Source organism: Streptomyces sp. NPDC037083, from assembly GCF_055606485.1.
In genome coordinates this window covers 380,802-404,656 of sequence record NZ_JBVJSQ010000002.1, presented here as the reverse complement: position 1 = coordinate 404,656, position 23,855 = coordinate 380,802, and the positions used below count along the sequence as shown (strand labels likewise).

17 protein-coding genes and 1 pseudogene are annotated in these 23,855 nt (G+C 71.4%); 7 read left to right on the top strand and 11 right to left on the bottom strand.

The annotated features are described in order from the left end of the window. The first annotated feature begins 97 nt into the window (after positions 1–97). Together ACZ7DE_RS06585 and ACZ7DE_RS06580 are read left to right on the top strand one after the other, a co-directional pair. Complete coding sequence (locus tag ACZ7DE_RS06585) at positions 98–718, top strand: ABC transporter ATP-binding protein (RefSeq protein WP_470758610.1); 621 nt, start codon at positions 98–100, stop codon at positions 716–718. After that, a complete protein-coding gene (locus tag ACZ7DE_RS06580; RefSeq protein WP_470758609.1) occupies positions 715–3,009 on the top strand; it encodes an FtsX-like permease family protein in 2,295 nt (764 codons plus the stop codon). The genes ACZ7DE_RS06585 and ACZ7DE_RS06580 overlap by 4 nt, the downstream gene beginning before the upstream one ends. A gap of 270 nt (positions 3,010–3,279) precedes the next feature. Here ACZ7DE_RS06580 and ACZ7DE_RS06575 read toward each other — a convergent pair whose 3' ends face one another. Then, complete coding sequence (locus ACZ7DE_RS06575; protein WP_470758608.1) at positions 3,280–3,738, bottom strand: hypothetical protein; 459 nt, start codon at positions 3,736–3,738, stop codon at positions 3,280–3,282. A gap of 288 nt (positions 3,739–4,026) precedes the next feature. Next, positions 4,027–5,184: an alkaline phosphatase PhoX gene (locus ACZ7DE_RS06570; protein ID WP_470758607.1), complete on the bottom strand. Its 1,158-nt coding sequence runs from the start codon at positions 5,182–5,184 to the stop codon at positions 4,027–4,029. 288 nt (positions 5,185–5,472) lie between these two features. On the opposite strand from ACZ7DE_RS06570, the gene ACZ7DE_RS06565 reads away from it, so the two are divergent. Then, on the top strand, positions 5,473–6,411 hold the full coding sequence (locus tag ACZ7DE_RS06565) for an oxidoreductase (RefSeq protein ID WP_470758606.1): 939 nt from the start codon (positions 5,473–5,475) through the stop codon (positions 6,409–6,411). Positions 6,412–6,489: 78 nt separating this feature from the next. Here ACZ7DE_RS06565 and ACZ7DE_RS06560 read toward each other — a convergent pair whose 3' ends face one another. Together ACZ7DE_RS06560 and ACZ7DE_RS06555 are read right to left on the bottom strand one after the other, a co-directional pair. Continuing rightward, positions 6,490–8,358 (bottom strand): SulP family inorganic anion transporter, encoded by a 1,869-nt coding sequence (locus ACZ7DE_RS06560; protein ID WP_470758605.1) that lies wholly within the window; start codon positions 8,356–8,358, stop codon positions 6,490–6,492. 383 nt (positions 8,359–8,741) lie between these two features. Then, positions 8,742–9,347: a carbonic anhydrase gene (locus tag ACZ7DE_RS06555; protein WP_470758604.1), complete on the bottom strand. Its 606-nt coding sequence runs from the start codon at positions 9,345–9,347 to the stop codon at positions 8,742–8,744. A gap of 244 nt (positions 9,348–9,591) precedes the next feature. Between ACZ7DE_RS06555 and ACZ7DE_RS06550 the strand changes: the two are divergent. Continuing rightward, positions 9,592–10,410, top strand: a pseudogene (locus ACZ7DE_RS06550) (response regulator transcription factor); the annotation flags it as partial. 347 nt (positions 10,411–10,757) lie between these two features. After that, positions 10,758–12,269 carry a sensor histidine kinase gene (locus ACZ7DE_RS06545; RefSeq protein ID WP_470758603.1) on the top strand — a complete coding sequence of 504 codons (1,512 nt, stop codon included), beginning with the start codon at positions 10,758–10,760 and terminating at the stop codon, positions 12,267–12,269. 37 nt (positions 12,270–12,306) lie between these two features. Here ACZ7DE_RS06545 and nirD read toward each other — a convergent pair whose 3' ends face one another. The 6 genes from nirD to ACZ7DE_RS06515 form a co-directional block, all read right to left on the bottom strand. Further along, positions 12,307–12,666 (bottom strand): nitrite reductase small subunit NirD, encoded by a 360-nt coding sequence (gene nirD, locus ACZ7DE_RS06540; RefSeq protein ID WP_470758602.1) that lies wholly within the window; start codon positions 12,664–12,666, stop codon positions 12,307–12,309. Beyond that, positions 12,663–15,269: a nitrite reductase large subunit NirB gene (nirB, locus tag ACZ7DE_RS06535; protein ID WP_470758601.1), complete on the bottom strand. Its 2,607-nt coding sequence runs from the start codon at positions 15,267–15,269 to the stop codon at positions 12,663–12,665. Before nirB ends, nirD begins: the two co-directional genes overlap by 4 nt. Next, a complete protein-coding gene (locus ACZ7DE_RS06530) occupies positions 15,269–16,483 on the bottom strand; it encodes an NAD(P)/FAD-dependent oxidoreductase (RefSeq protein ID WP_470758600.1) in 1,215 nt (404 codons plus the stop codon). Before ACZ7DE_RS06530 ends, nirB begins: the two co-directional genes overlap by 1 nt. Positions 16,484–16,642: 159 nt before the next feature. Then, positions 16,643–17,266, bottom strand: a complete 624-nt coding sequence (locus tag ACZ7DE_RS06525; RefSeq protein ID WP_470758599.1) for a class F sortase — start codon at positions 17,264–17,266, stop codon at positions 16,643–16,645. Between the two features lie 272 nt (positions 17,267–17,538). After that, positions 17,539–18,099 (bottom strand): hypothetical protein, encoded by a 561-nt coding sequence (locus tag ACZ7DE_RS06520; protein ID WP_470758598.1) that lies wholly within the window; start codon positions 18,097–18,099, stop codon positions 17,539–17,541. 211 nt (positions 18,100–18,310) lie between these two features. Continuing rightward, positions 18,311–18,742 (bottom strand): gamma-glutamylcyclotransferase family protein, encoded by a 432-nt coding sequence (locus tag ACZ7DE_RS06515; RefSeq protein ID WP_470758597.1) that lies wholly within the window; start codon positions 18,740–18,742, stop codon positions 18,311–18,313. A 179-nt stretch (positions 18,743–18,921) separates the two neighbouring features. On the opposite strand from ACZ7DE_RS06515, the gene ACZ7DE_RS06510 reads away from it, so the two are divergent. Together ACZ7DE_RS06510 and ACZ7DE_RS06505 are read left to right on the top strand one after the other, a co-directional pair. Next, positions 18,922–20,568, top strand: coding sequence for a M4 family metallopeptidase (locus ACZ7DE_RS06510; protein ID WP_470758596.1), 1,647 nt, complete (start codon positions 18,922–18,924; stop codon positions 20,566–20,568). A gap of 257 nt (positions 20,569–20,825) precedes the next feature. Then, positions 20,826–21,533 (top strand): DUF6215 domain-containing protein, encoded by a 708-nt coding sequence (locus ACZ7DE_RS06505; protein ID WP_470758595.1) that lies wholly within the window; start codon positions 20,826–20,828, stop codon positions 21,531–21,533. Here ACZ7DE_RS06505 and ACZ7DE_RS06500 read toward each other — a convergent pair. Next, the gene (locus ACZ7DE_RS06500; RefSeq protein ID WP_470758594.1) at positions 21,530–23,617 is read right to left on the bottom strand and encodes a molybdopterin oxidoreductase family protein; all 2,088 of its coding nucleotides are present in this window, start codon (positions 23,615–23,617) and stop codon (positions 21,530–21,532) included. The genes ACZ7DE_RS06505 and ACZ7DE_RS06500 overlap by 4 nt on opposite strands. Positions 23,618–23,855 lie beyond the last annotated feature (238 nt).

Genomic DNA, 23,855 nt, shown 5'->3' with positions numbered 1-23,855 from the left:
CTGGGCTCCCTCTCGCCTTAGGGGAACCATCATCAAAACGTCAGAGGTCCTGTCCGCCAGGGGTGTCGACCTTTTCTACGGTGAAACGCCAGCTGTCATGGGTGCCGACATTAGACTGTGCCGTGGCGAGGTAGCGGTGATTACCGGGCAGAGCGGTTCCGGCAAGTCCTCGCTGTTGTACTGCCTTGCCGGCGTCCTGCCAGTGGCACGCGGCGAAGTCCGCTTCGAGGGGCGCGTCCTCGGCGAACTCGACGATGAGGAACTCAGTACCCTGCGTCGGGAACGCTTCGGATTCGTTTTCCAGTATGGAGAGCTGCTTCCAGAGTTGACGGTCGAGGAGAACGCCGCCTTGCCCTTGCGTTTGGCTGGTCAGCGCAAAGCAGAGGCTTTGACCGCCGCCGGGGAGGTCCTGGGCCGGTTGGGTCTTTCCAGTCTGCGACAGCGACGACCTTCGCAGGTCTCCGGAGGGCAAAGTCAACGGGTTGCAGTGGCTCGGGCGCTGGTGCATCGGCCAGCGGTGGTGTTCGCCGATGAGCCGACTGGATCACTGGACAGCGCCAATGCGACTGCTGTCTTGGACGAATTTCTTTCCCTGGCGCGTTCCCAGGGGACGGCCGTGGTGTTGGTAACGCACGATCCTCAGGTCGCCTCTCGCGCCGACAGTCAATTTGCGATGCGCGATGGAGTGCTCTCGGCTCATGCCAGGGAGACGACATGAAAGAACTTTTGTTGGGCCTACGTCTGTTGCTGGGCAGTGGGCGAGGAAACCGCGTGCGCTTTTTCCTCATGGCTGGCGGTAGCGCTGTTGGTGTGTGTTGCCTTGCCATTGTGCTTGCGATTCCCGGCATTCTGGGCGCGCAGGACGGACGCAAGGCGGCGCGACAGGGTGATTGCTCCCAAGGTAGTCGTCAACTCTGTATTGATAAAAGCAGGGCTCCTCTTGAGCTTCGGTTGACCGACCCGTACGGCTCTCGTCCCATGACCCGAGTCTTCCACGCGCCGGGTGCTTCTTCCATCGATCCTCCGCCGGGTCTGACCGAACTTCCTGCTCCCGGAGACGTATTTGTGTCGCCGCGGCTGCACGAGGAGCTTCGGAAAGAGCCGGGGCTTGCGCAGCTAGTCCCAGGAAGGGAACTGGGGCTAATTGGCGCTCAAGGGTTGGCTCATCCTGACGAGCTTTACGCCTACATCGGCGTGAATCGAGAACAGCTAAAGAGCGGCGACCCCGTAACTTCGTACGGGTGGCCATATACATACGACGAAACGGTGGAGCCCTCGACGCTAGAGATCGTGCGCTTCACGCTCGCGGGGGTTGTACTGCTCCCCTTGGTCGTCTACTTGTCCGTGTGTGCACGATTGTCGGCTGGGGCCCGAGCCCGTCGACTAGCCGCTCTGCGGCTGGTCGGTCTGAGCAAGAAGGGCGTTCAGCGCGTCAATGCAGCCGAAACGGTAGCTGCGGCACTGCTCGGGGCCGTGATCGGTCTGTTCATGTACGTCGTTGTCAACCAGCTAATTTCCCGCATTGGCCTTCCCGGATTCCGGTGGTATCCGTCTGACGGCGCTCTATCGTGGGCCACTGCCTTCGTCTGCTTGATCGGTTGCCCCACGCTCGCTTGGTTTGCAGGAGCGGTCGGGGCCAGGAAGGCCGCCGCGAACCCGCTTTCCGTGAGGCGCAATGCAGTGGAAAGGCCGCCCACGAAATGGGGGCTGCTGCCGCTTCTCCCTGGGGTTGGCATCGTCACGGCATATTGTGTGGCCGGGCTCACAGGGCACGCGCCCAGGGACACATCGCTGTCGTCGATTCTGATGCCCATCGCTGTCGTCCTGGTTGGCGTCGGGCTGGTGCTGTCGCTCCCTATCCTTTCTCGAAGTATGTCCCGGACCGTGGCGTGCGCCAGTCGTTCCCTGCCCCTCAGTCTGGCTATGAGGCGAAATGAGGTGGAACCGGGCGGCGCGCTCCGAGTCGCGACGGGTCTGGTGCTGCTGATTTATGCGGCATCACTTGCACAGGGAGTACTCATCGAACTGGATCAAGTATCCAAGAACACCTCACCCGTTCAGTCATACTCACTTCCTCTGGATGGCGTCAGTCGAGAGCAGCAACAGGCCTATGAGGCGGTTGCAGGTGTCCGCGGGCATGGTGTGATGGCGACCTCATGGAGGCGGCCGGACGTCGAATTTCCGCCGAGAATTGAAGCTGTCATCGCGACATGCGACCAGATTCGTGAGATGGTTCCCGCGATCGGACGGTGCGCTGGCGGGCGCCCATTCCGAGTGGTGAATCCTGGTGAAGCTTACGACGAGGACAGCAAGCCTGGCGCAAGCTTCCCTTTCCATCTCAGGAATGAGAAGGGCGAGAGGAGGGTGATTAGTGTTCAGGTGCCAAAACAGGAGGTCATCTATCGGGATGAACCAGGACTTTCGGCGTTGAGTAGTGGCAGCGTTGTAATTCCACCATCCTTCCTGCCTGAGGGTTTTCGTCCTGAGGAGGCCACGCTCACGTTGGTCAGCAACTCGGCACCGCAGACTGTGCGCACTGTCCTCGACGGCCTCGGTGGTGTTGATCCGACTGCCAAGGTGACGACACCCGGCGTGGTGGTCACCGCACTTCAGCAGATCACGGTTGTCAAGACGATCCTGGGCATGGGCATGATTCTCGGCCTCATTATCGGCGTGGCGGCTTACCTTGTTGCTACCACCGACCGTGCAGTTGAACGCCGACCTCAGGTGACTGCACTCTCTTTGCTTGGCGCGCGTCCCCGTACGTTGCGGAGTGTGCAGGTGGCGCAGGTCGTATTGCCGCTGGCGGCGGGTTTGGTATTGGCTGTCATCGCTGGTAAGGCCGCGGAGTCCAGCTACCTGGTTACCGGCGGTGGTGAGATCTTCTGGGACGGTGCAGGCGTGCCACTGCTGTTGGCCAGTGCCCTTGGGGTCGTTATGGTCGCGGTGCTCGGTTCGTTGCCCCTGGTGGGTCGGCGGATTGATCCTGAGTTGATTCGGCGGGACTGATCAGGGGGTTGGAGGAGGGGCGGCATCCAGGGGGTGTGTCGCCCCGTTGCTGTGTCAAGTAGGTAGAGATGTCAGCCAGTTGGTCAGTAGGCGGTTGATTTCTGTGGGGTCTGCCTGTTGCGGCCAGTGGCCGCAGGCTTCGAGGATGTGGGACGAGGTCAGGCCGGGGAGGGTGGTCGGGAACGCCACGTTCTCGGTCTGCTGCGAATTCGTTCCTCCGAGCCTCTTGATTTGTCCGGATCGTGTCGACCATGCGAGCCCTGCAGGTGGTCACCAGCCTTCCGCTCCCTCTGCCAGGCGGCGGTGCCACCATGGGCCGGATGGGCGCGGGTCGGGCAGGGTGCGGAGCCGGTAGCGGCGGTCCAACGCCCCTACCTCGCGGCCCAGTTCGGCTCGGGCTCGGGGTGGGAGCAGGCGCAGGGTCTCGTCCAGGACGTCGCGTGCGTACTGGACGTCGTCCAGGCCGCAGCCGGGGCACGCGGGGCACACGGACGTGCGCGGGTAGAGGATGCCGCGCCCCGGGGTCGTCACGAACGCGCGGTAGCGGCGCAGTGCGCTGTCCGTCGCGCCGGGGGACAGGAGGTGGACGCCGCCCTCGTACTCGACGCGGTGGATCGCGAGGCTGGTGCGGGCGGAGAGGCCGTAGATACGTACGGGCTGGAGGGTGTTGCGGGGGCGGGCGGTCAGGGGTCCGCGGGCGCGCAGCGCGCCGGGGCGACTACGCGGCATCTGCCTTTCGGCCGGCCGGGGCGAGGGTGGCGATGATCGTCATCCGCCCATTATGGCCCGGGCCGGAGCGGCACTCGTTTCGCTTTCCCGAGTGCCGCCCCGTTTCGCACGGTGTCGCCCCCAAGCGCCTGCCGGGTACCCCCGAAGCGCCTGCCCGGCGGCCCGGTCGCCCGAACCGTCGGCTGGATGGCCTTGAAGCCCCGGCCCGGCGGGCCGGCAGCCCCGGAGCGTCGGCCCGGTGGCCCCGAACCTTCTGCTGGGTGGCCCCGGAGCGTCGGCCCCGTGGTGTTACGTCCGGAACGGGCCCTTCACCTCGTAGGTGATTCCGCCCGACGAACTGCCGGTCGTGCCGCGCTGGCTGGAGAAGTACAGGCGGGTGCCGTCCGGGGAGAAGGCCGGGCCCGTGATCTCCGATCCGGACTGGCCCTCGACGTGGAGGAAGGGGGCGACGACATCGTCCGGAGTGATGAGACAGATCTCCATGTTGCCGCCGTCCTCGGCGACGAACAGGTCGCCCGAGGCCGTGCCCGTGACGTTGTCGACGCCGGTGAGGGGGGCCGTCCCGCCCGTCACCAGCGAGTCGTCGTAGGCCAGTTCGATGGTCTGGGCGGCGGCGTCGTACTGCCAGACGCGGTTGTCGCCCTTCGTCGTGAACCAGCAGGTGTCGTTCGCGTAGTAGCAGCCCTCACCGCCGTTGAAGCGCTTGGCGCCGGAGACCTGGTTGCGGGTGGCGGTGGCGCCGGTCGGGTCGGGGACCCGGGACCAGGTCACCGGGCCGCTGGTGGCCGTCCCGGCGACCATGACCTCCAGCGTGCCGGCGGACAGGTCGCCCCAGGTCGTGGGCCGGAAACGGTAGAAGCAGCCGTCGGTCACGTCCTCGGTCAGGTAGATCACCTTGCGGACCGGGTCGGCGGCCGCCGCCTCGTGCTTGAAGCGGCCCATCGCGTCCCGGCGGACCGCCGCCTTGACGCCCCAGGGGTCGGTCTCGTAGACGTAGCCCCGGTCGACCTCCTCGCACGACAGCCAGGTGTTCCACGGGGTCTTGCCCCCCGCGCAGTTCTGGCGGGTGGACGACAGCACGCGGTACGCGGCCGTGATCGAGCCCGTGGCCGAGAACCGCACCGCGCTCGCGCCTCCCGACGGGTTGATCTCCGAGTTGGACACGTAGATCCAACCCGTGCCGTCCGCGTAACAGGCGCCGCCGTCGGGGGCGTTGTGCCAGGTGTACGACGTCCCGGACACCTGCTGGCCGGAGCGGGCGATCACCCGGCTGGTGAAGCCGCTCGGCAGCCGGATGCCGTTGGCGTCGGCCGCGGCGAGCGCACCGTACGGGCCCGTGCCGGGCTGGGCGGGGGCGGCGTAGGCGGCGCCGCGCCAGAGGGTTCCGCCGAGTACGGCGGAAGAGCCGCCGATCGCGGCCGCACGAAGGAAGGTACGACGTTCCACGCTCACTCCCAGGGGTGGTGTGGTGAACCGGCCCGTACGCCGGTGCCGGCGACGGGGTCGTTCTGGGGTCGTGCGCTGCCGAACGCTAGAAGCGCAGGGTAGCTATGTCGTGGACATGCCGTAACGGGAAGATGCGGGGCGGGTGACCGGAAGCGCCGTAGGCTGCGAAGCGAGTGGCGGAAGTTGCGAGACGCGTGGCGGCGGCCGCGAGAGGCATGGCGCCGCACTGCCATGCAGTGGCGAGGGAAGTGGCGGCAGCCGCGAAGGGGCGGCGGAAGGAGTACGGCCATGTCCGGTTGGAGTGCGCACGACATCCCTGATCAGAGCGGTCGTACCGCCGTCGTCACCGGAGCCAACAGCGGGCTCGGGTACGTCACCGCGCGTGAGCTCGCCCGCAAGGGAGCGCGGGTCGTGCTCGCCTGCCGGAGCGAGGCGCGGGGAACGGAAGCCGTTCACCGGTTGCGGGAGGAAGTCCCGGACGCCGAGGTCGCGTTGGGCAGACTCGACCTCGGAGACCTCGCCTCCGTGCGGGAGTTCGCGGACGCGCTGCCGTACGACCGACTCGACCTGCTGGTCAACAACGCCGGCCTGATGGCCATGCCCTACGGCACCACCGCCGACGGGTTCGAGACGCAGTTCGGGGTGAATCACCTCGGGCACTTCGCCCTGACCGGGCTGTTGCTGCCCGCGCTGCTCGCCGCGGCGGAGCGCCCGGCCGGGGCGCGGGTGGTGACCGTCTCCAGCATGGCCCACCTGCTCGGCAACATCGACCCGGGCGACCTCAACTCCGAGCGCCGATACCGCCGTTGGATCGCCTACGGCCGTTCCAAGACCGCCAACCTGCTCTTCACGCACGAGCTCGCGCGCAGACTCGCGGCGACCGGGACCGAGGTCGTGGCAGCCGCCGCGCACCCCGGGTACGCGGCGACCAACCTCCAGACGGCGGGACCGCGCGCGGAGGGCCGCCGGAGCGCCGAGCGGCTGATCGAGCTCGCCAACCGGGTGATCGCCCAGCCGGCCGAGGCAGGCGCACTGCCCGCCCTGTACGCGGCGACCGCGCCCGGCGTCCGCCCGGACTCGTTCACCGGGCCGTCCCTCGCGATGTGGCGCGGGGCGCCCGCACCGTCGCGGCGGGCGCCCTGGACCCTCGACGACCGGGCGGGGCAACGCCTGTGGACCGCGTCCGAGCGGCTGACCGGGGTCTCCTACGACGCCCTCAAGGCCTGAACGCCCACGGGCGACCGGGCTGATCAGGCCGACCGGGCCGGGCTGATCAGGCCGACCGGGCCGGGAGGACGCCTGCGGCTACCCCCGCGTCCGGCCCTGCCCCTGCCCGTACCCCGTCTCGTCGAAGGCCCGGGCGTAGTCGTACCCCCTCTCCTCGAAGTTCCGGGCCTGCCCGGGGGTGGGGGCGTACTCCTCGGCGTACCTCTGCGCGAAGTCCTCCGGCATCGGGGTGGTGTCCAGGTAGAACCACTCGGCGGTGGGGCCGGGGGCGGAGCCGGACACGGCTGCCGGGGCGGCCCGGCGGCGGGGGAGCGGGACGGAGCGCGCGGGGCGGTCGGTCGCCCTGGCGCCCGTCTGCCCCGCACCCCTCGTGGCCTCCGCGTCCCCCGTACCCTCCGTACCCCCCATGTCCCACGTACCCTCCGTGTCCTCCTCCGCGGGCAGGCGTTCCGCCGGACCCGGCAGCAGCAGTTCCACCCGCAGGCCCTTGCCGCGCTGCTGGGCGGTGAACTCCTCGACCTGGCTGCGGCAGGCGTGGTCGAGGTGGGTGACGCCGGTGAGGTCGAGACGGATCCGGGGCCTGCCGGCCTCGGCGGCGAACTCCAGGGCCTCGATGACCTGCGGGAGCCGCAGGAACGTCGCGTTCCCGGCCATCACCACCTTCGCGGTGTCGTCCTCGATGTGCTGCTTGATGACGGTCTGAGACATGCGCACGGCGGCCAGCACGATGCCCGCCGCCAGGCCGATCAGCACACCTTCGAGCAGGGCCGTCGCCACGATGACCAGCGTGGTGAGCGTCATGACCGCGAACTCGCCGCGGTCCTGCCGCCACATCTTCGGGAACTCACCCGGCGCGAAGAGCTTCCAGCCGCTGTGGATGAGCACGCCCGCGAGAACCGATATCGGGATCAGAGCCAGCACCTGGGGGAGGAGCAGGGCGAAGGCCAGCAGCCACAGTCCGTGCAGGGTGCGCGAGAGGCGGGTCTTCGCGCCCGCCTGGACGTTGGCCGAACTGCGGGCCACCACCGCCGTGACGGGGAGGGCGCCGAGGAGCCCGGCGATCGTGTTGCCGGCGCCCTGGGCGATCAGTTCGGGGTTGTACCGGGTGCGGGGGCCGTCGTGCATACGGTCCACGGCGGCCGCCGTGAACAGCGACTCCGCCGAGGCGATCACGGTGAACGTCAGGATCGCGGTGATGATCCCGGCGTCCGCCAGGCCCGCGAACTGCTCCGGGCCCGGGACGTCGACGGAGGCCAGCAGATTGCCCACCTGGAGCGTCTTGACGTCGACGCCCGGCAGCGCGGCGACCGCGATGCCGATGCCCACCGCGACCAGCGCCGCCGGCACCTTCCTGACCGGTCCCGGCGCCTTCTTCCACAGGAAGCTCAGCACGACCGTGACGATGCCGAGCCCGGCCGCGATCAGCGCCTGCGGGTCGGTGACCGTGTCCGCGAGCAGTCCGGGGACGCCGGCCATGTTCTCGAGGGGGGCGCCGGGAGCCTTCGCGTCCATCGCCGGGTACGCCTGGCTGAACATCAGCGGCAGGCCGATGCCCGCGAGCATCCCCTGGACGACGGCCAGGGAGATCGCCTGGAAGAACCGGCCCAGTCTCACCAGGCCGAGGACGATCTGCAGGAGGCCCGAGAACAGCACGATCACGCCGAGCATGGCCACGCCGTGCTCCAGCACGGTCTCGGCGACCAGCGCGGCGAGACCGGCGGCCGGTCCGCTGACCTGGAGCGTGCTGCCGCGTGCCGCGCCCACCACCAGGCCGCCGATGACGCCCGAGATGATCCCCAGCTCGGGCGGGACGCCCGAGGCGACGGCCACACCGATGCACAGCGGCAGCGCGACCAGGAAGACGACGAGGGACGCGGTGATCTCGGTGGCCAGGTCACCCTTCGGGAGAGCCGCCTTGAGGGCCGCCTTCGCGGCGATGCCCCGCACGGGCGTCGTGGTGGACGCAGGCGCAGGCGCCGGAGGTCGTGCCGGCGACGGAGGAGCAATGGGTGGTGGCGGTGGCGGCGACTGCGGCTGCGGCGGAGACGCGGCCGGTCGAGGCGGCGGACCGCTCAGCCCGGCCTCCTCCCCGAACGTACGGCCCCTCCCGTCACTGTCCTCGGAGGACCAGCCGTCACTGTTCTCGGAGGACCAGTCCGCCCCCGCGCTCCAGTCCGTACCCGTACCCCGGGCCCAGCCGGCGCCTGCACCCGTACCCGTGGCCCAGTCCGTACCCGCACCCGTACCCGTAAACCAGTCCGTGCCCGTGCCCGTGCCCGTGTCCGTGCCCGCACCCCGGTTGCCCCGGCCGTGCCGGGCGTGTGCGCCGCTCATGCCGCGTGCACCCGGAACAGGCCGTCCTCGTCGAGCTCGTGCACCTGGCCGGTGTCGACCTCGTAGTACCAGCCGTGCAGGCGCAGCGCACCCGCGTCGAGACGTCGTCGCGCCGCTGGGTAACCGCGCAGCACCGCAAGCTGGTTGACGACGTTCAGCTGGGCGACCTCGGGCATCGACGGGTCCTCCACGCGGCCGTCCAGGACGGACGCCAGCGTAGGGCGGGCCAGTTGCAGCCAGGCGTCCACGCCGGGCAGGGCGGACAGGTCGTCGCCGGACTTGAGGGCGCCCATCGCCCCGCAGTGGGAGTGACCGCACACCACGATGTCCTGAACGCCGAGCACTTCCAGTGCGTACTCGATGGTGGCGGCCTCGCCCGAGGCGCCCTGCCCGCCGTGCGGCGGAACGATGTTTCCCGCATTTCGCAGCTCGAATATCTCGCCGGGCCGCGCGCCCGTTATCAGGGCTGGTATCACCCGCGAATCCGAGCAGGTGATGAACAATGCCTCGGGGTATTGGCCCTCGGCCAGCCTTCGGTATTCCGTGCTTTCGAAGTCGGCCCGCCGCTTGAACGAGCGGGCGCGGTCCAGCAGTGCCTTCACGGATCCTCCCAGTTCAGAGCCGGTCGGCGTGGGGGTCCGACCGGTTCTTCATCACCGTAGAGGAGCGTGTGCCAGTCGAAGGTTAGAGGAACACTAAACCGCCGACAAGAATGGGACAGTTTTCGCCCGGAGTTGAGCCGCTGCTCACATTGTCCGGGAGGTGTGAGGCGTATTCCTGACCGTTCTTGTAGCGTGACGGTTCCACTGGACACGCGAATTCGGTTCACGGGAGAGACGGGAACGCATGGGTGTACGAGTCCTGCTCATCGAGGACGACCGGACGATCGCCGAACCGCTCGTCGAGGGCCTCGCCAACTTCGGGCTGACGGTGCATCACGTCGGCACGGGCCAGGAGGGCCTGAGGGCGTCGTACGGCGATGTCGTGCTGCTCGACCTGGGGTTGCCCGACATCGACGGCATCGACGTCTGCCGGGGCATCCGGCAGACCTCCGACGTCCCCATCATCATCCTCAGCGCGCGGGGCGAGGAGGCCGACCGGGTGCTGGGCCTGGAGCTCGGCGCGGACGACTACCTCGCGAAGCCGTTCAGCATGCGCGAGCTGGTCGCCCGGGTGCGTGCGGTGACCCGGCGGACACAACGACAGGCCCGGCAAGGGGAGTTCGCCGGCCCCGAGCCGCTCGGCGGCGAGTCCTTCACGGCCGTCGGCGCACCGCGGGAACCGGCCTCACCGGCCCCCGCGGCCGTGGCGGGGCCCCCGACAGCCGTGGCGGCGCCCCCCGCGGGCGGGGCGGACACCGCCGCCGGTCCGCTCGTCGTCGACCGGCGGACCCGGCAGGTATGGGTGGGGGAGGGGGCGGTGACGCTGACGCCCAAGGAGTTCGAGCTGCTCGCGCTGCTCACCGAGGATCCGGGAGCCGTGTACTCGCGGCAGCAGATCCTCGACCGGGTGTGGGACCCGCACTACCAGGGGCCGACGAAGACGCTGGACGTCCATGTGGCCACCCTGCGACGGAAGCTGGGCGACCCGGCGTGGATCCAGACCCTGCGGGGAGTGGGCTTCCGCCTGGCGGTGCACACCGCCGCCCCGGGCGCAGCGCCGTCCTACGCCCCGCCCGCCGGCCCCCGGCCGGCGACCGCCGACCCGCAGCCGGCCCACGACCGTGCGGCGCCCGCCCGGCCCTCGTACGCCGAACCCTCGTACGCCGAGCCTTCCTCCCTCCAACCCCCTCACGCCCAGCCCTCGTACGCCCAACCCCCGTACACCGAGCCCTCCTCCGCCCAGCACCCCTCCGCCGAGCCCTTCTACGTTCGCCCCGCCCCCACGGCCGCCCCTGTCCTTGCCCCCGCCCCCGCACAGCCCCCGTACGGGCCCTCGGCGTACGAGCCCCCTGCGCCGCACGAGCCGCCCCCTCGCCCTGAGCACGCCCACCGGCGCTCGGCGGCCCGCCGATGACCCGTCGGCTGCTGCTCAGCTATCTCACGCTCGCCGCCCTGGTCCTGGTCTGCCTGGAGATCCCGCTCGGCTTCGTGTACTCGCGGGGCGAGCGGGAGCGGGTGATCAATGCGGCGAAGGACGAGGCGGAGTCCGTGTCGGCGTTCGCCTCACTGTCCATCTCGGCCGGCCGGGCGGCGCAGGACCTGCCCGAGCGGGCCGCGCACTGCGCCGAGCGCATCGGCGGCAAGGTGCTGATCGTCGACGCCGACGGCTCCCTGCTGGCCACCTCCCATCCGCTCACCGGGCGCGAGGAGCGCGGTCTCGCCTCCTGGCCGGGGATCGCCGCGGCCCTGCGCGGCACGCCGACGGCGGACGTGCGCACCTCCACCATCGGCGGGGTGCGCTACCTCGCGGTGGCCGCCCCGGTGCGCCACGGCGTCGAGGAACAGGGCGCCGTCCGCATCACGGTGCCGACCCGGATGGTGTCCGAACGGGTCCACCACGTCTGGCTGTTGCTGGCGCTCGGCGGCCTCGCGGTGCTCACCGCGGTCGCCGCCCTCGGCTTCGTCATCGCACGCTGGACCGGCCGGCCCATCCGCGAACTGGAGCGCGCGACCAACGAGTTGGCCGTCGGCGGGGCCGCCGCTCCGGTCGCGATCACCCAGGGGCCGCCGGAGGTGCGCAGCCTCGCCGCGACCTTCAACCGCACCGCCGCCCGGCTGGAACACCTGCTGGCCTCCCAGCGGGCCTTCGCAGGCGAGGCCTCGCACCAGCTGAAGACGCCCCTCGCGGCCCTGCGGCTGCGGCTGGAGAACCTGGAGAACGACATCGCGCTGAACGCGCGGGGCTCGCTGACCGCCGCGCTGACCGAGACCGACCGGCTGGCCCGGATGGTCGAAGGACTGCTCGCGATGGCCCGGCTCGACGAGAGCGCCGCAGAACGGGAGCCGGTCGATCTGGGCGGGGTGTGCGGGGAGCGCCATCGCGCCTGGGCGCCGCTGTTCGAGCAGCACGGCGTCTGGCTGGCGCTGGCCGGGGACTACGCGGGCGAGGTGCTGGCGCTGCCCGGGGCGGTGGAGCAGATCCTCGACAACCTGCTCTCCAACGCCCTGCGCGTGGCGCCCCCGGGCTCGACGGTCTCGATCGACCCGCGCCACCACACACCCCACGAACGCCGTTTCGCGCACCGGCACCCGCACCGCCCGGCCGGGCCGGCGTGGGTCGAGCTGCACGTCATGGACGAGGGCCCCGGGATGACCGAGGAGCAGCGCCGGCGGGCCTTCGACCGCTTCTGGCGCGCCCCGGACGCCCCCAAGGGCGGCACCGGTCTGGGACTCGCCCTGGTGCAGCGCCTCGCCCATGCGAGCGGCGGCGAGGCGGTCCTGCGGCCGGCTCCGCGCGGCGGCCTCGACGCGGTGGTCCGGCTGCACGCGGCGCAGCCGGGGCCCGGGAGGGGCGGCGCCCCCGGCGTCCCGGGCCGGCGTCCGGTGAGACGCCTGCAGACCACGACGCCGGGCCCGCGGTGAGCCGAGCGGGGGCGGAGCAGGGGGCGGAGCGGGGGCCTCAGGCCGCCCGCACCTCGTAGGTGGCGATGCGCACCGTCTCGTCGTCCAGGCACTGCCCGCTCAGCAGGTCGAAACGCTGCTTGAGGAGCGGGGAGGCGACGTACGGGCGCCCCTGGTGTACGCCGGTCAGTCCCCGGGAGAGGACGGCCGCGCCGCTGAACGGGTCACGGTTGTCGACGGCGTACAGGACGCCGGAGCGGTCGCGGAACAGGGCGACCTGGCGGCCGTCCGGCAGCAGTGCGGCCACTCCGCGGCCGGGGTCGAGCCGGCTCAGGTCGCAGACCGTGAACCAGTCCAGCCCGTCCTCCTCCAGCTGGAGTTGAACCTTCAGATCGGTGGTCTCGGGTGCCAGGGTCATCGCTGGGCGCTTCCTTCCAGGGGGCGGTGGCCGATGGTCAGCAGCGGCAGGTCGGGCTTGATCTGGTCGCGCTCGGGCACGAACCCGACGACCGGGTCGGGGGTGTCCGGGGCGTTCACGAAGGACACGAACCGGGCGAGCTTCTCGGGGTCGTTGATGGTGGTCGCCCACTCGTCGGCGTAGTGCGCCACGTGGGCCGTCATCAGCGACTCCAGTTCCTCGCAGATGCCGAGGGAGTCCTCCACGACGACGTCCCGCACGTGGTCCAGGCCGCCGGGGATGCGCTCCAGCCAGGTCGAGGTGCGCTCCAGGCGGTCGGCGGTGCGGATGTAGAACATCAGGAACCGGTCGATCAGCCTGACCAGTTCGGCGTCGGTGAGGTCCTGGGCGAGCAGGTCCGCGTGGCGCGGGGTGGCGCCGCCGTTGCCGCCGACGTACAGGTTCCAGCCGTTGGAGGTGGCGATGACGCCGAAGTCCTTCGACTGGGCCTCGGCGCACTCGCGGGCGCAGCCCGACACCGCCGACTTGAGCTTGTGCGGGGAGCGCAGCCCCCGGTAGCGCAGCTCCAGGTCGATCGCCATGCGGACGGAGTCCTGGACACCGTAGCGGCACCAGGTCTGGCCGACGCAGGACTTCACGGTGCGCAGCGACTTGCCGTAGGCGTGGCCGGACTCGAAGCCGGCGTCCACCAACCGGGTCCAGATCAGCGGGAGCTGTTCGACCCGCGCGCCGAACATGTCGATGCGCTGACCGCCGGTGATCTTCGTGTAGAGGCCGAAGTCGCGGGCGATCTCGCCTATCACGATCAGGCCCTCGGGGGTGATCTCCCCGCCGGGGATGCGCGGGACGACCGAGTAGGAGCCGTTCTTCTGCAGGTTGGCCAGGAAGTGGTCGTTGGTCTCCTGCAGGGCGGCCTGCTCGCCGTCCAGGACGTAGCCGCTCGCGCCGATCGTCGGGGCGAGGGAGGCGATGATCGAGGCGATCGCGGGCTTGCAGACGTCGCACCCGTCGCCGCCCCGGGCGCCGTCGCGGCCGTACCGGTCCAGGAGGTCCTGGTAGGTGTTGATGCGCAGGGCGAGGACGATCTCGTACAGCTCCTCGCGGGTCTGCCCGAAGCAGCCGCACAGGCCCTTGTCGACCTCGACGCCGTTCGCCTCCAGCTCGGCGGTGACCAGCTGGCCGAGCACCTTGACGCAGGAGCCGCAGCCCGTGCCGGCCTTGGTGCACTTCTTGACCTCGGGGACGGTCGTGCACTGGTGGTCGGTGACCGCGCCGCGGATCGTGCCCTTGGACACGTTGTGGCAGGAGCAGATGATCGCCTCGTCCGGCAGCGCGGACGGGCCGAGCTGGACGGACTCGCCGGACCCGGCGGGCAGGACGAGCGACTCGGGGGAGATGGGCGGCACCGAGCCGGTCAGCGCGCGCAGCGTGCCGTACGCCTCCGCGTCGCCGACCAGGATGCCGCCGAGCAGCGTGCCGTCGCGGCCGATGACCAGCTTCTTGTACAGGCCGGAGCGGGAGTCGGAGTAGACGACGTCCAGGCAGTCCTCGGCGGTGCCGTGCGCGTCGCCGAAGGACGCCACGTCGACGCCGAGCAGCTTCAGCTTGGTGGAGAGGTCGGCGCCGGTGAAGGTCAGCTGCTCGCCCTCGTCGGCGGCGATGGCCGCGGCGACCGTGACGGCCTGCTCGTAGCCGGGGGCCACCAGGCCGTACACGCGGCCGTCGGCGGCCAGCGCGCACTCGCCGATGGCGAACACGTGCGGGTCGGTGACGGTACGGCACTGCTCGTCGACCGTGATCCCGCCGCGCTCGCCGACCGCCAGGCCGGACTCGCGGGCCAGCTGGTCGCGGGGACGGACGCCGGCGCTGAACACCACCATGTCGGCGCTCAGTTCGGAGCCGTCGGACAGCTTCATGCCGGTGACCGCGCCGTCCTCGCCGACGACGATCTCCTGTGTGCCCACGCCGGTGTGCACGGTCAGGCCCATGTCCTCGATGGTGCGCAGCAGGGCCGCGCCGCCGCCCGCGTCGACCTGGACGGGCATCAGCCGAGGGGCGAACTCCACGATGTGGGCGTCGAGTCCGAGTCCCTTGAGCGCGCCCGCGGCCTCCAGGCCCAGCAGGCCGCCGCCGACCACCGCGCCGGTGGTCGCCCGCGACTTCGCGTACGCCTCGATGGCGAGGAGGTCCTCGATGGTGCGGTAGACGAAGCAGCCCTCGGCGTCCTTGTTCGGGACGGGCGGCACGAACGGGTAGGAGCCGGTGGCCAGGACGAGGACGTCGTAGTCGACGACCAGACCCGAACGGGCCGTCACCCGGCGGGCGTCGCGGTCGATCGTCTCCGCGGGGTCGCCCACGTACAGCTCGATGCCGTGGTCGGCGATGAACGCCATGTCGGTCATCGACAGGTCCTCGGGGGTCTTCCCCGAGAAGTACGAGGTGAGCTGCACGCGGTCGTACGCGGGACGCGGCTCCTCGCACAGCACGACCACGCGGTGCGTGGCGGTCAGGCCGCGCTCGGCGAGCGCTTCGAGAAAGCGCTGGCCGACCATGCCGTGGCCGACGAGCACGATCGTGGGGGTGGCCCCCTCAGTGGCGGTCATTAGGAGCCTCCATCGTTGGTGAGCAGGTGGAGCAGGGGGCCGCCGTCGGAGGGGAGCGGCTCTGCTCCCTCCCAGGCGCGCGCCAGCGCGCCGACGGTGCCGAGTTCGCCGACGAGGACCCCGCCGACCAGGCGGTCGTCGCGGACGACGACCTTGCGGTAGGTGCCGCGGGTGGCGTCGGCGAGCTGCACGACGTCGTCGCCCGGGCGGGGCTCGGTCTCGCCGAACGCGGCGAGGTCGAAGGCGCTGTTCCCGGCGAGGGTGAGACGGGTGAGGGCGCGGGTGCCGGTGTAGCGGGAGTCCGGGTCCCCGGCCAGCGACGCGGCCAGCACGTCGGCCTGTTCCAGCGCCGGGGCGGCGAGCCCGTACACGGTCCCGTCGTGCTGCGCGCAGTCGCCGATCGCGCGGATGTGCGGGTCGGACGTGCGCAGCTGGTCGTCGACGAGGACGCCCTTGTGGACGGCGATCCCGGCGGCCCTGGCGAGTCCGGCGCGCGGGGAGACCCCGCAGGCCAGCACCACCAGGTCGGCGTCAAGGGCGTAGCCGTCGGCCATCTCGACCGAGCGGACCGCGCCGGCGACGCAGCGCACGTCGCGCACCCGGCACTCGGTGTGCACCTCGACGCCGAGGTCCTTGAGGTGCCGCAGCACCAGCCGGGACGCGTTCGGGTCGAGCTGGCGTTCCATGAGGCGCTCGGCCTGCTGTGCGAGGACGACCTGCGCGCCGCGCACCGCGAGGGCGCGGGCAGCGGAGACCCCGAGGAGCCCGCCGCCGATGACGACGGCCCGCACGCCCGGCCGGACCGCCTTCGACAGGCCGAGGCAGTCGTCCATGGTCCGGAAGGCGTGGACGCCCTCCGGCAGGACGTGGTCCGGGGTGAACAGCCCGCGCAGGGGCGGCAGCACCGGGTTGGAGCCGGTGGCCAGGACGAGCGTGTCGTATGCGATCTCCGAACCGTCGGCGCAGGACAGGAGCCGCTGGTCGCGGTCGATGCCGGTGACCCGGGCCCGCACCAGTGCGGCGGGCGCGGGCAGCGCGATCACGTCGGGGGAGTACCGGCCGGCCAGCACCTCGGCGAGCAGGACCCGGTTGTACGGTCGGTGCTCCTCGTCGCCGACGAGCAGCGCGGGCATGCCCAGCTCGCCGAGCCGACGGGCGAGTCGTACGCCCGCGAGGCCGGCGCCGAGCACCACCACACGCGAATTCGAGGTCATGTCCAGGAGCGTGCGTTGCCGACGTTACCCGGCCGCATCACCGTTGTTTCCCGCGAGGAACGCTGCCCTCAGCGGGGCCTTCGCGCAGGTGTGAGGGTTCCCGCCGGTGCCGGGTCGCGGGACCGCTCGCGGCACCGTCGCCGCGGATCGTACGGGAGGTCAGCGGCTGCCGGTGAGATGCGCGAACACGACCACGTTGCCCTGATAGCCGGTCGACTTCGAATAGCCCCCGCCACAGGTGATCACCCTCAGCTCGGGCCGGTTCGCCGCCCCGTACACCTTCGCGTCGGGGAAGTCGCGCGTCCGGTAGACCTCGACGGCGTCCACGGTGAACACGGCGACGCTTCCGTCGCGCCGGTCCACCTCGACGGCGCTGCCCTTGCGCAGGGCGCCCAGGTCGTAGAAGACGGCGGGGCCGTCGGCGTTGTCCACGTGGCCGGCGACGATCGCGGTGCCCGTCTCGCCGGGGGTGGTGCCGGCCTCGTACCAGCCGGCAAGGTTCTTCTTCCCGGCGGGCGGGACGGCGAGACTGCCCGCCGGGGTGAGGGCGAGGCCCGTCAGGGGGGCGTCCACGTGGATGGCGGGGATGCGGACGCGGTGGGGCGGGGAGGGCGGCAGCGCCGGCGCGGATCGGTTCGACGTCCGCGGGCCGCCCGAGCCGGCCTGGGCCGCGGACGGCTGCGGCGGGGGGTGCGTCTCGGCGCCGCTGTGCAGCAGCCACGCGCCGGAGCACAGGGCGGCCGCGGTGACGGCCGCTATGACGCTGTTGCCGACCCTGCGCATGCGGCGCCCCCTCTGGGTGAACCCTGTGAACTCTGAACGGACTTCTGAAACAACCTCTGGACGGACCCCTGAACGAACTTCTGGACGGACCTCTGAACGGACTGGTGAAAGGACTTCTGGACGGACCTCTGAACGGACGTGTGAGCGGACTCCCGAGCGGGCTGCTGATGGGTGACGGGCGCGACCCCGTGCCCCCTCCGGGCCGCGAGGGGCGTCGGGCCCGGAGGGGGAGGGGCATGCGGTACCGGCGGACGGACAGCGGAGGGTGTCCGTCAGATCCCGTCGCCTCTCGCCCGGCGATGCAGGAGCCAGGTACCGCCCGCGGCGGCGACGGCGAGAGCCGCCACACCGGCCGCGGTCTGTACGGGGTCGGGGCCCAGTGCGCCGCCGACCCCCGTCTTCACACTTCCTCGCGGGGGCACCGGCCGCTGGTCCGAGGCCAGCACGACCACCAGGTCCCCGGTGATCCGCCGCCCGTCCCCGGCACACTCCGCGACGATCTCGTACGTGCCCGGCTGCGCGCTCGGCGGCACCCGGAACCGTCCGGTCGCCTCGCCCTCGTGCGTGCCCGGCGCGAGCGTGAAGGGACCGGCGCCCACCGCTCCGGCGTCGCCCGCAGCCGACCCTCCGTCCCCGCAGGCCGCCGTGTTCACCGAGACCTCCCCGCCCGGCACGACGGTGGAGGGGTACACCTCCAGGCCCGCTCCACGGGAGGCGGCGTCTACGTGGACGTCGGCGGCGAGGCCGGCGGCCCGGGCGGGCGCGGCGAAGCCGGCCGCTGCGGTGACGGCGAGCGCGGTGCCGGTCAGCAGACGGGCGGTACGTCGTCGCATCGGTGCTCCTTCGAGCTCTTCGAGATTCCCTGCCCTCCCGAGGTAAGTCGCAGCGCGGCGACCGCGCTTGCTGATGATGTGTCAGGAATGGGATGAATGGGTGTCAGATGCCGGGAACCGGGTCCGCTCGATGTGGCGTTTCGGCAGGTCATCGCGGTGTGGGGGCTGCGGGGCGGAAAAGTGCCCGCAGGGCGTGTGAACGGGTGACCGGTCACCGCCGGGCGAGCCAGTCCCCGCCCTCGATCAGCTTTCCCCGGCCTCGCAGGCCGGCGGCGACGGCGGGTGCGGCGACGTACACCCAGGCGCGCACGGGGGCGGAGCCGTCCGCGCGGACGACCTCGCGGGCGACGCGCTCGTAGAGGTTGCGCGGGTCGCCCGGCACGTACTCCTCCAGCCGGTCGAGCTCGGTGAGCAGCCTGGCGTACGCCTCGGGGTGGGCCGTCACGAGCTCCCCGCGGACGGTCCCGCCCGCGCCGCCCGGCGTCTCGACCGCGTAGGGGTAGCCGGGCCCGTCGTACAGCAGCGCGCCCGCCAGCCGGGCGGGTTCCTCGCGGAGGATGCGGCCGCGCAGGAGGAGGTCGTGGTTGACCTCGCCGGGCCGGAGGGTGCCGTAGACGAAGAAGGGGAGTTCGGGGGCGGTCACGGAAACGATTCTCTCCCCACACCGCCCTTCACCGGTCCCTCGCGTGGTCGCTATGGACATGACATGTCTGGCCCTCTTAAATGCCAGGACGACATCAGCGCCACCTCCAAGTGCCGCCTCCGTGCGGCATCCCCACACGCGCCCCCCACGGCGCCTTCTCGAGGAGACCGAAGACACTGATGAGTCGGATACGGCAGCACGTCCGAGGTTCCCGTCTCGCCACCGCCGGCATCGCCGCCACCACGGCGACGCTCCTGGCCGCCGTACTCTCCCCGGTCGCCGACGCGGCCGACAGACCCACCCGGGCGACCGCGCTCGACAACGCGGCGGCGGCCCTCGCCGACCACGCGGCGAGCCTCGGCCTCACCTCCGTACAGGGCACCAGCGTGAGTGACGTGGTCGTCGACAAGGACGGCGCCCAGCACGTCCGCTACGACCGCACCTACCGGCAACTGCCTGTTCTGGGCGGCGACTTCGTCGTCCACCTGGCTCCGGACGGCGCCTACCGCAGCGCGAACCGGGCCACCGGGGCGGCGATCGCGCTGCCGAGCATCACCCCGAAGGTGTCGGCCCCCAAGGCCGCCGACGTCGCCGTGAACGCCCTGCGTGCGGCCAACCTGGGCGAGACGCTGAAGCAGGTGAAGGCCAAGCCCGAACTGGTCGTCGACGCCCTGCACGGCGCCCCGAAGCTGGCCTGGCGGACGAACGTCGTCGCCCTGGACTCGCTCGGCAACCCGGTCGCCCGCGCGGTGCTGACCGACGCCCGCACCGGCGCCCAGATCGACGCCTGGGACACCATCGAGACGGCCACCGGCGACGGGAAGTCCCTGTACGGCGGCACGGTCCCGCTGGAGACGACCCTCTCGGGATCGACGTACCAGCTCAAGGACCCCACCCGCGGGAACACGTACACCGGCGACGCGGCCAACAAGACCGACCTGTGCATCTTCGGCATCTGCATCAGCCGGGCCCCCGCGACCCTGTTCACGGACACCGACAACCACTGGGGCACCGGCGCGACCGCCGACCGCTCGACGGCCGCCGTGGACGCCCAGTACGGCACCGACGTCACCTGGGACTACTACAAGAACGTCCACGGCCGCAACGGCATCGGCAACGACGGCAAGGGCTCCTACAACCGCGTCCACTACGGCAACAGCTACAACAACGCCTTCTGGGACGACAGCTGCTTCTGCATGACCTACGGCGACGGCGACGGCACCCAACTGGGCCCGCTGGTCGGCCTGGACGTCGCCGGCCACGAGATGTCCCACGGCGTGACCTCCAAGACGGCCAAGCTGACCTACTCGGGCGAGTCCGGCGGCCTGAACGAGGCGACCTCCGACATCTTCGGCTCCCTGGTCGAGTTCTACGCGGGCAACGCACAGGACGCCGGCGACTACCTGATCGGCGAGAAGATCGTCCGCTCCGGCTTCGGCCGGGACGCCCTGCGCTACATGGACAAGCCGAGCAAGGACGCCAAGTCCGCCGACTACTGGAGCAGTTCGGTCGGCAGCCTCGACGTCCACTACTCCTCCGGCGTCGCCAACCACTTCGCGTATCTGCTGGCCGAGGGCAGCGGCACGAAGACGATCAACGGCGTCACCTACAACTCCCCGACCTACAACGGCTCCACGGTCACCGGCATCGGCCGCGCCAAGCTCGGCGCGATCTGGTACCGCGCCCTGACCGTCTACATGACGTCCTCGACGAACTACGCCCAGGCCAGGACGGCCACCCTGAACGCGGCCAAGGACCTCTACGGCGCGGGCAGCACGGAGTACACCACGGTGGCGGCGGCCTGGAGCGCGGTCAACGTCAACTGACCCCCGGACAGGCACACAACGCGGCCGCCCCGGCCTTCGGGACCGGGGCGGCCGTCAGCCTTCGGCCCCCTTCAGCCGCCCTCGCTGCTCGAAGGTGAAGGTGCTGCAGGACGGTGGACCAAGGGGATCCGCACCGCGCGCGAGTACGGAACGTGACCTTCTGGTGAGGGATCTCGCTTCCCCGGGGCCGGATCACCCGTTACGCTCCCCCAGCGCGCATCCGGCGCGAGCAGGGGGTACCGGGGGTAATGGGGGATATGAGCGAGGTAGTTGCCGCGCCCGAGAAGGGCCCGAACGCGTGGGCCCAGGCCATCGCGGCGCTGGTGGTGGTCGGCGCGCTGGGGGGCGCGCTGTTCGTGGTCCAGAAGAACGACGCCAAGGCCGCCGACAAGCCGGCGACCTGTTCGGTGGACGACGAGGACGAGAAGGCCGCCGAGGCCGCCAAGGCGGCGCGGCGCATCTCCGGGACGCAGCTGTGCACCGCGCTGAACAGGGCGGACCTGCCGGCGCTCCTGGGCACGCCGGGGGAACGGGCGCTGACGGCCTACGGCAGTGACGGATCGGTCAGGACGGCGGGCACCGAGACACCGACGCCCGAGGGCACCGTCCAACTGGACACCTACACCGTGCAGTTGACGCGGTCCTACGACGACCTCCCGGTCGCCGGGATGGCGGACCTGCTCACCGACGCGGAGGCGAAGACGATCGCGGGCCACCCCGCGGTGCTCTACTCGACCCGGACGGTCGCCATCCGCTTCAACCTCGGCGGGGGGAAGTCGGAGACCGGCCCCGGCGGCGTCGCCCGCGCCCTGGTCGTCGCCCCGGACGCCGCGGACGGGGGCGGCTCCTACGAACTCACCATCTGGCGCCAGGACGACGTGCGCCCGGACGACACGGCACTGCTGAGCGTCGCGCAGAAGGTCCTGCCCACGATCCCGGGCTGGACGGCGACAGCGACGCGCTAGACCTGCCGCGCGAGCTCCACCCGTACCGCGCACACCTTGAACTCCGGCATCCGCGAAGTCGGGTCCAGCGCCGGGTTGGTCAGGGTGTTGGCACGGCCCTCACCGGGCCAGTGGAACGGCATGAAGACGGTGTCCGGGCGTATGCCGGCGGTGATCCGGGCCGGCGCCACCGCCCGCCCGCGCCGCGACACCACGGCCAGCGGGTCGCCCTCGGCGGCCCCGAGCCGCGCCGCCAGCCGCGGGTGCAGCTCCACGAACGGGCCGGGAGCGGCGGCGTTCAGCTCGTCCACCCGCCGGGTCTGCGCGCCGGACTGGTACTGCGCCACCACCCGCCCGGTGGTCAGCAGCACGGGGTAGTCGTCGTCCGGCTCCTCGGCGGACGGCCGGTGCGAGACGGGCGCGAACCGGGCCCGGCCGTCCGGCGTGGCGAACCGGTCGAGGAAGAGCCGGGGCGTGCCGGCCGGCGCCGGCTCGTCGTCCCGCGCCGGGCAGGGCCAGAACACCCCGTTCTCCTCGGCCAGCCTGCGATAGGTGATCCCGGAGTAGTCCGCGACCCCGCCCGCACTGGCCCGCCGCAGCTCCTCGAAGACCTCCTCGGGCTCGACCGGGAAGCCCTTCTCGACGCCCAGCCGCGCCGCCAGCTCGTGCAGCACCTCCAGATCGCTGCGCACGCCGTCGGGGGCGGTGATCGCCTGCCGGCGCAGCAGGACCCTGCCCTCCAGGCTGGTCGTCGTGCCCGTCTCCTCCGCCCACTGGGTGACCGGCAGGACGACGTCCGCGAGGGCCGCCGTCTCCGACAGGACGACATCACAGACGGCGAGGAAGTCGAGGGACTTGAGGCGCTCCTCGATGTGCGCGGCGCGCGGCGCCGACACGACCGGGTTCGACCCCATCAGCAGCAGCGAGCGGATGTCCGTACCCAGTGCGTCCAGCAGCTCGTAGGCGCTGCGCCCCGGCCCGGGAAGCGAGTCCGGGTCCACGCCCCACACCTCGGCCACGTGCGCACGGGCCGCCGGGTCGTCCAGCTTGCGGTAGCCGGGCAGCTGGTCGGCCTTCTGGCCGTGCTCGCGCCCGCCCTGCCCGTTGCCCTGCCCGGTCAGGCAGCCGTAGCCGCTGAGCGGGCGTCCCGCCCGGCCCGTCGCCAGGCAGAGGTTGATCCACGCGCCGACCGTGTCGGTCCCCTTGGACTGCTGCTCGGGCCCGCGCGCGGTGAGCACCATCGCGGCCTCGGGCTCGCAGAACAGCCGTACGGCCTCCCGCAGCTGGGGAACGGACACCCCCGTGATCCGCTCCACGTACTCGGGCCAGTGGGCCATGGCGGCCGCGCGCGCCTCCTCCCAGCCGGCGGTGCGCTCGCGCACGTACTCCTCGTCGACCCGCCCCTCGGCGACGATCAGGTGCAGCAGGCCGAGCGCCAGCGCGAGATCCGTGCCCGGCCGGGGCGCCAGGTGCAGGTCGGCCTGCTCGGCGGTCTTCGTGCGGCGCGGGTCGATCACGATCAACGTGCCGCCGTTCTCCCGCAGTTCGCTGAAGAAGCGCAGGGAAGGCGGCATGGTCTCCGCGAGGTTGGACCCGACCAGGATCACGCACCCCGTCCGCGGGATGTCCTCCAGCGGGAAGGGCAGCCCCCGGTCGAGGCCGAACGCCTTGACGCCGGCCGCCGCGGCGGACGACATGCAGAAGCGGCCGTTGTAGTCGATCTGCGAGGTGCCGAGCACGACCCGTGCGAACTTGCCGAGCGTGTACGCCTTCTCGTTCGTCAGCCCGCCCCCGCCGAACACGCCGAGCGCGTCGGCCCCGTGCTCGGCCCGCACCCGGCCCAGTTCCGCGGCGATCCGGTCCAGCGCCTCCTCCCAGGTGGCCGGCACGAGCGAGCCGCCGGAGCGCACCAGCGGGGAGGTCAGCCGCACCCGGGACGAGAGCAGCGCGGGCGCCGTACGGCCCTTGCCGCACAGCGCGCCCCGGTTCACCGGGAAGTCCGTGCGCTCGACCACCTCGACGCCCCCCGTGGGCAGGGGCGACAGGGCCATCCCGCACTGCAGGGCGCAGTACGGGCAGTGGGTGGGCGTCGAGGTGGTCTGCATGCGTTTCAGCGTGCTTCGGCCGTGTTACGCGCCGTGCGATCTCCTGTTACGGCGGTGTGGTGGTGCCCTCCCCGCCGGACCGCCGCCCGCGTGAGGAGCCCGCGCCGGGCGCACAGCACCCCACCTCAGTCGCCGCAGGACCGCACGGAAGTTGCCTCTGCGGAGGAAGGCGCCACACGTGACTCATTCCGTGTCGGTAGTTGGCCGATCACACCTGGTTGAAAGATGAAGGGACAGC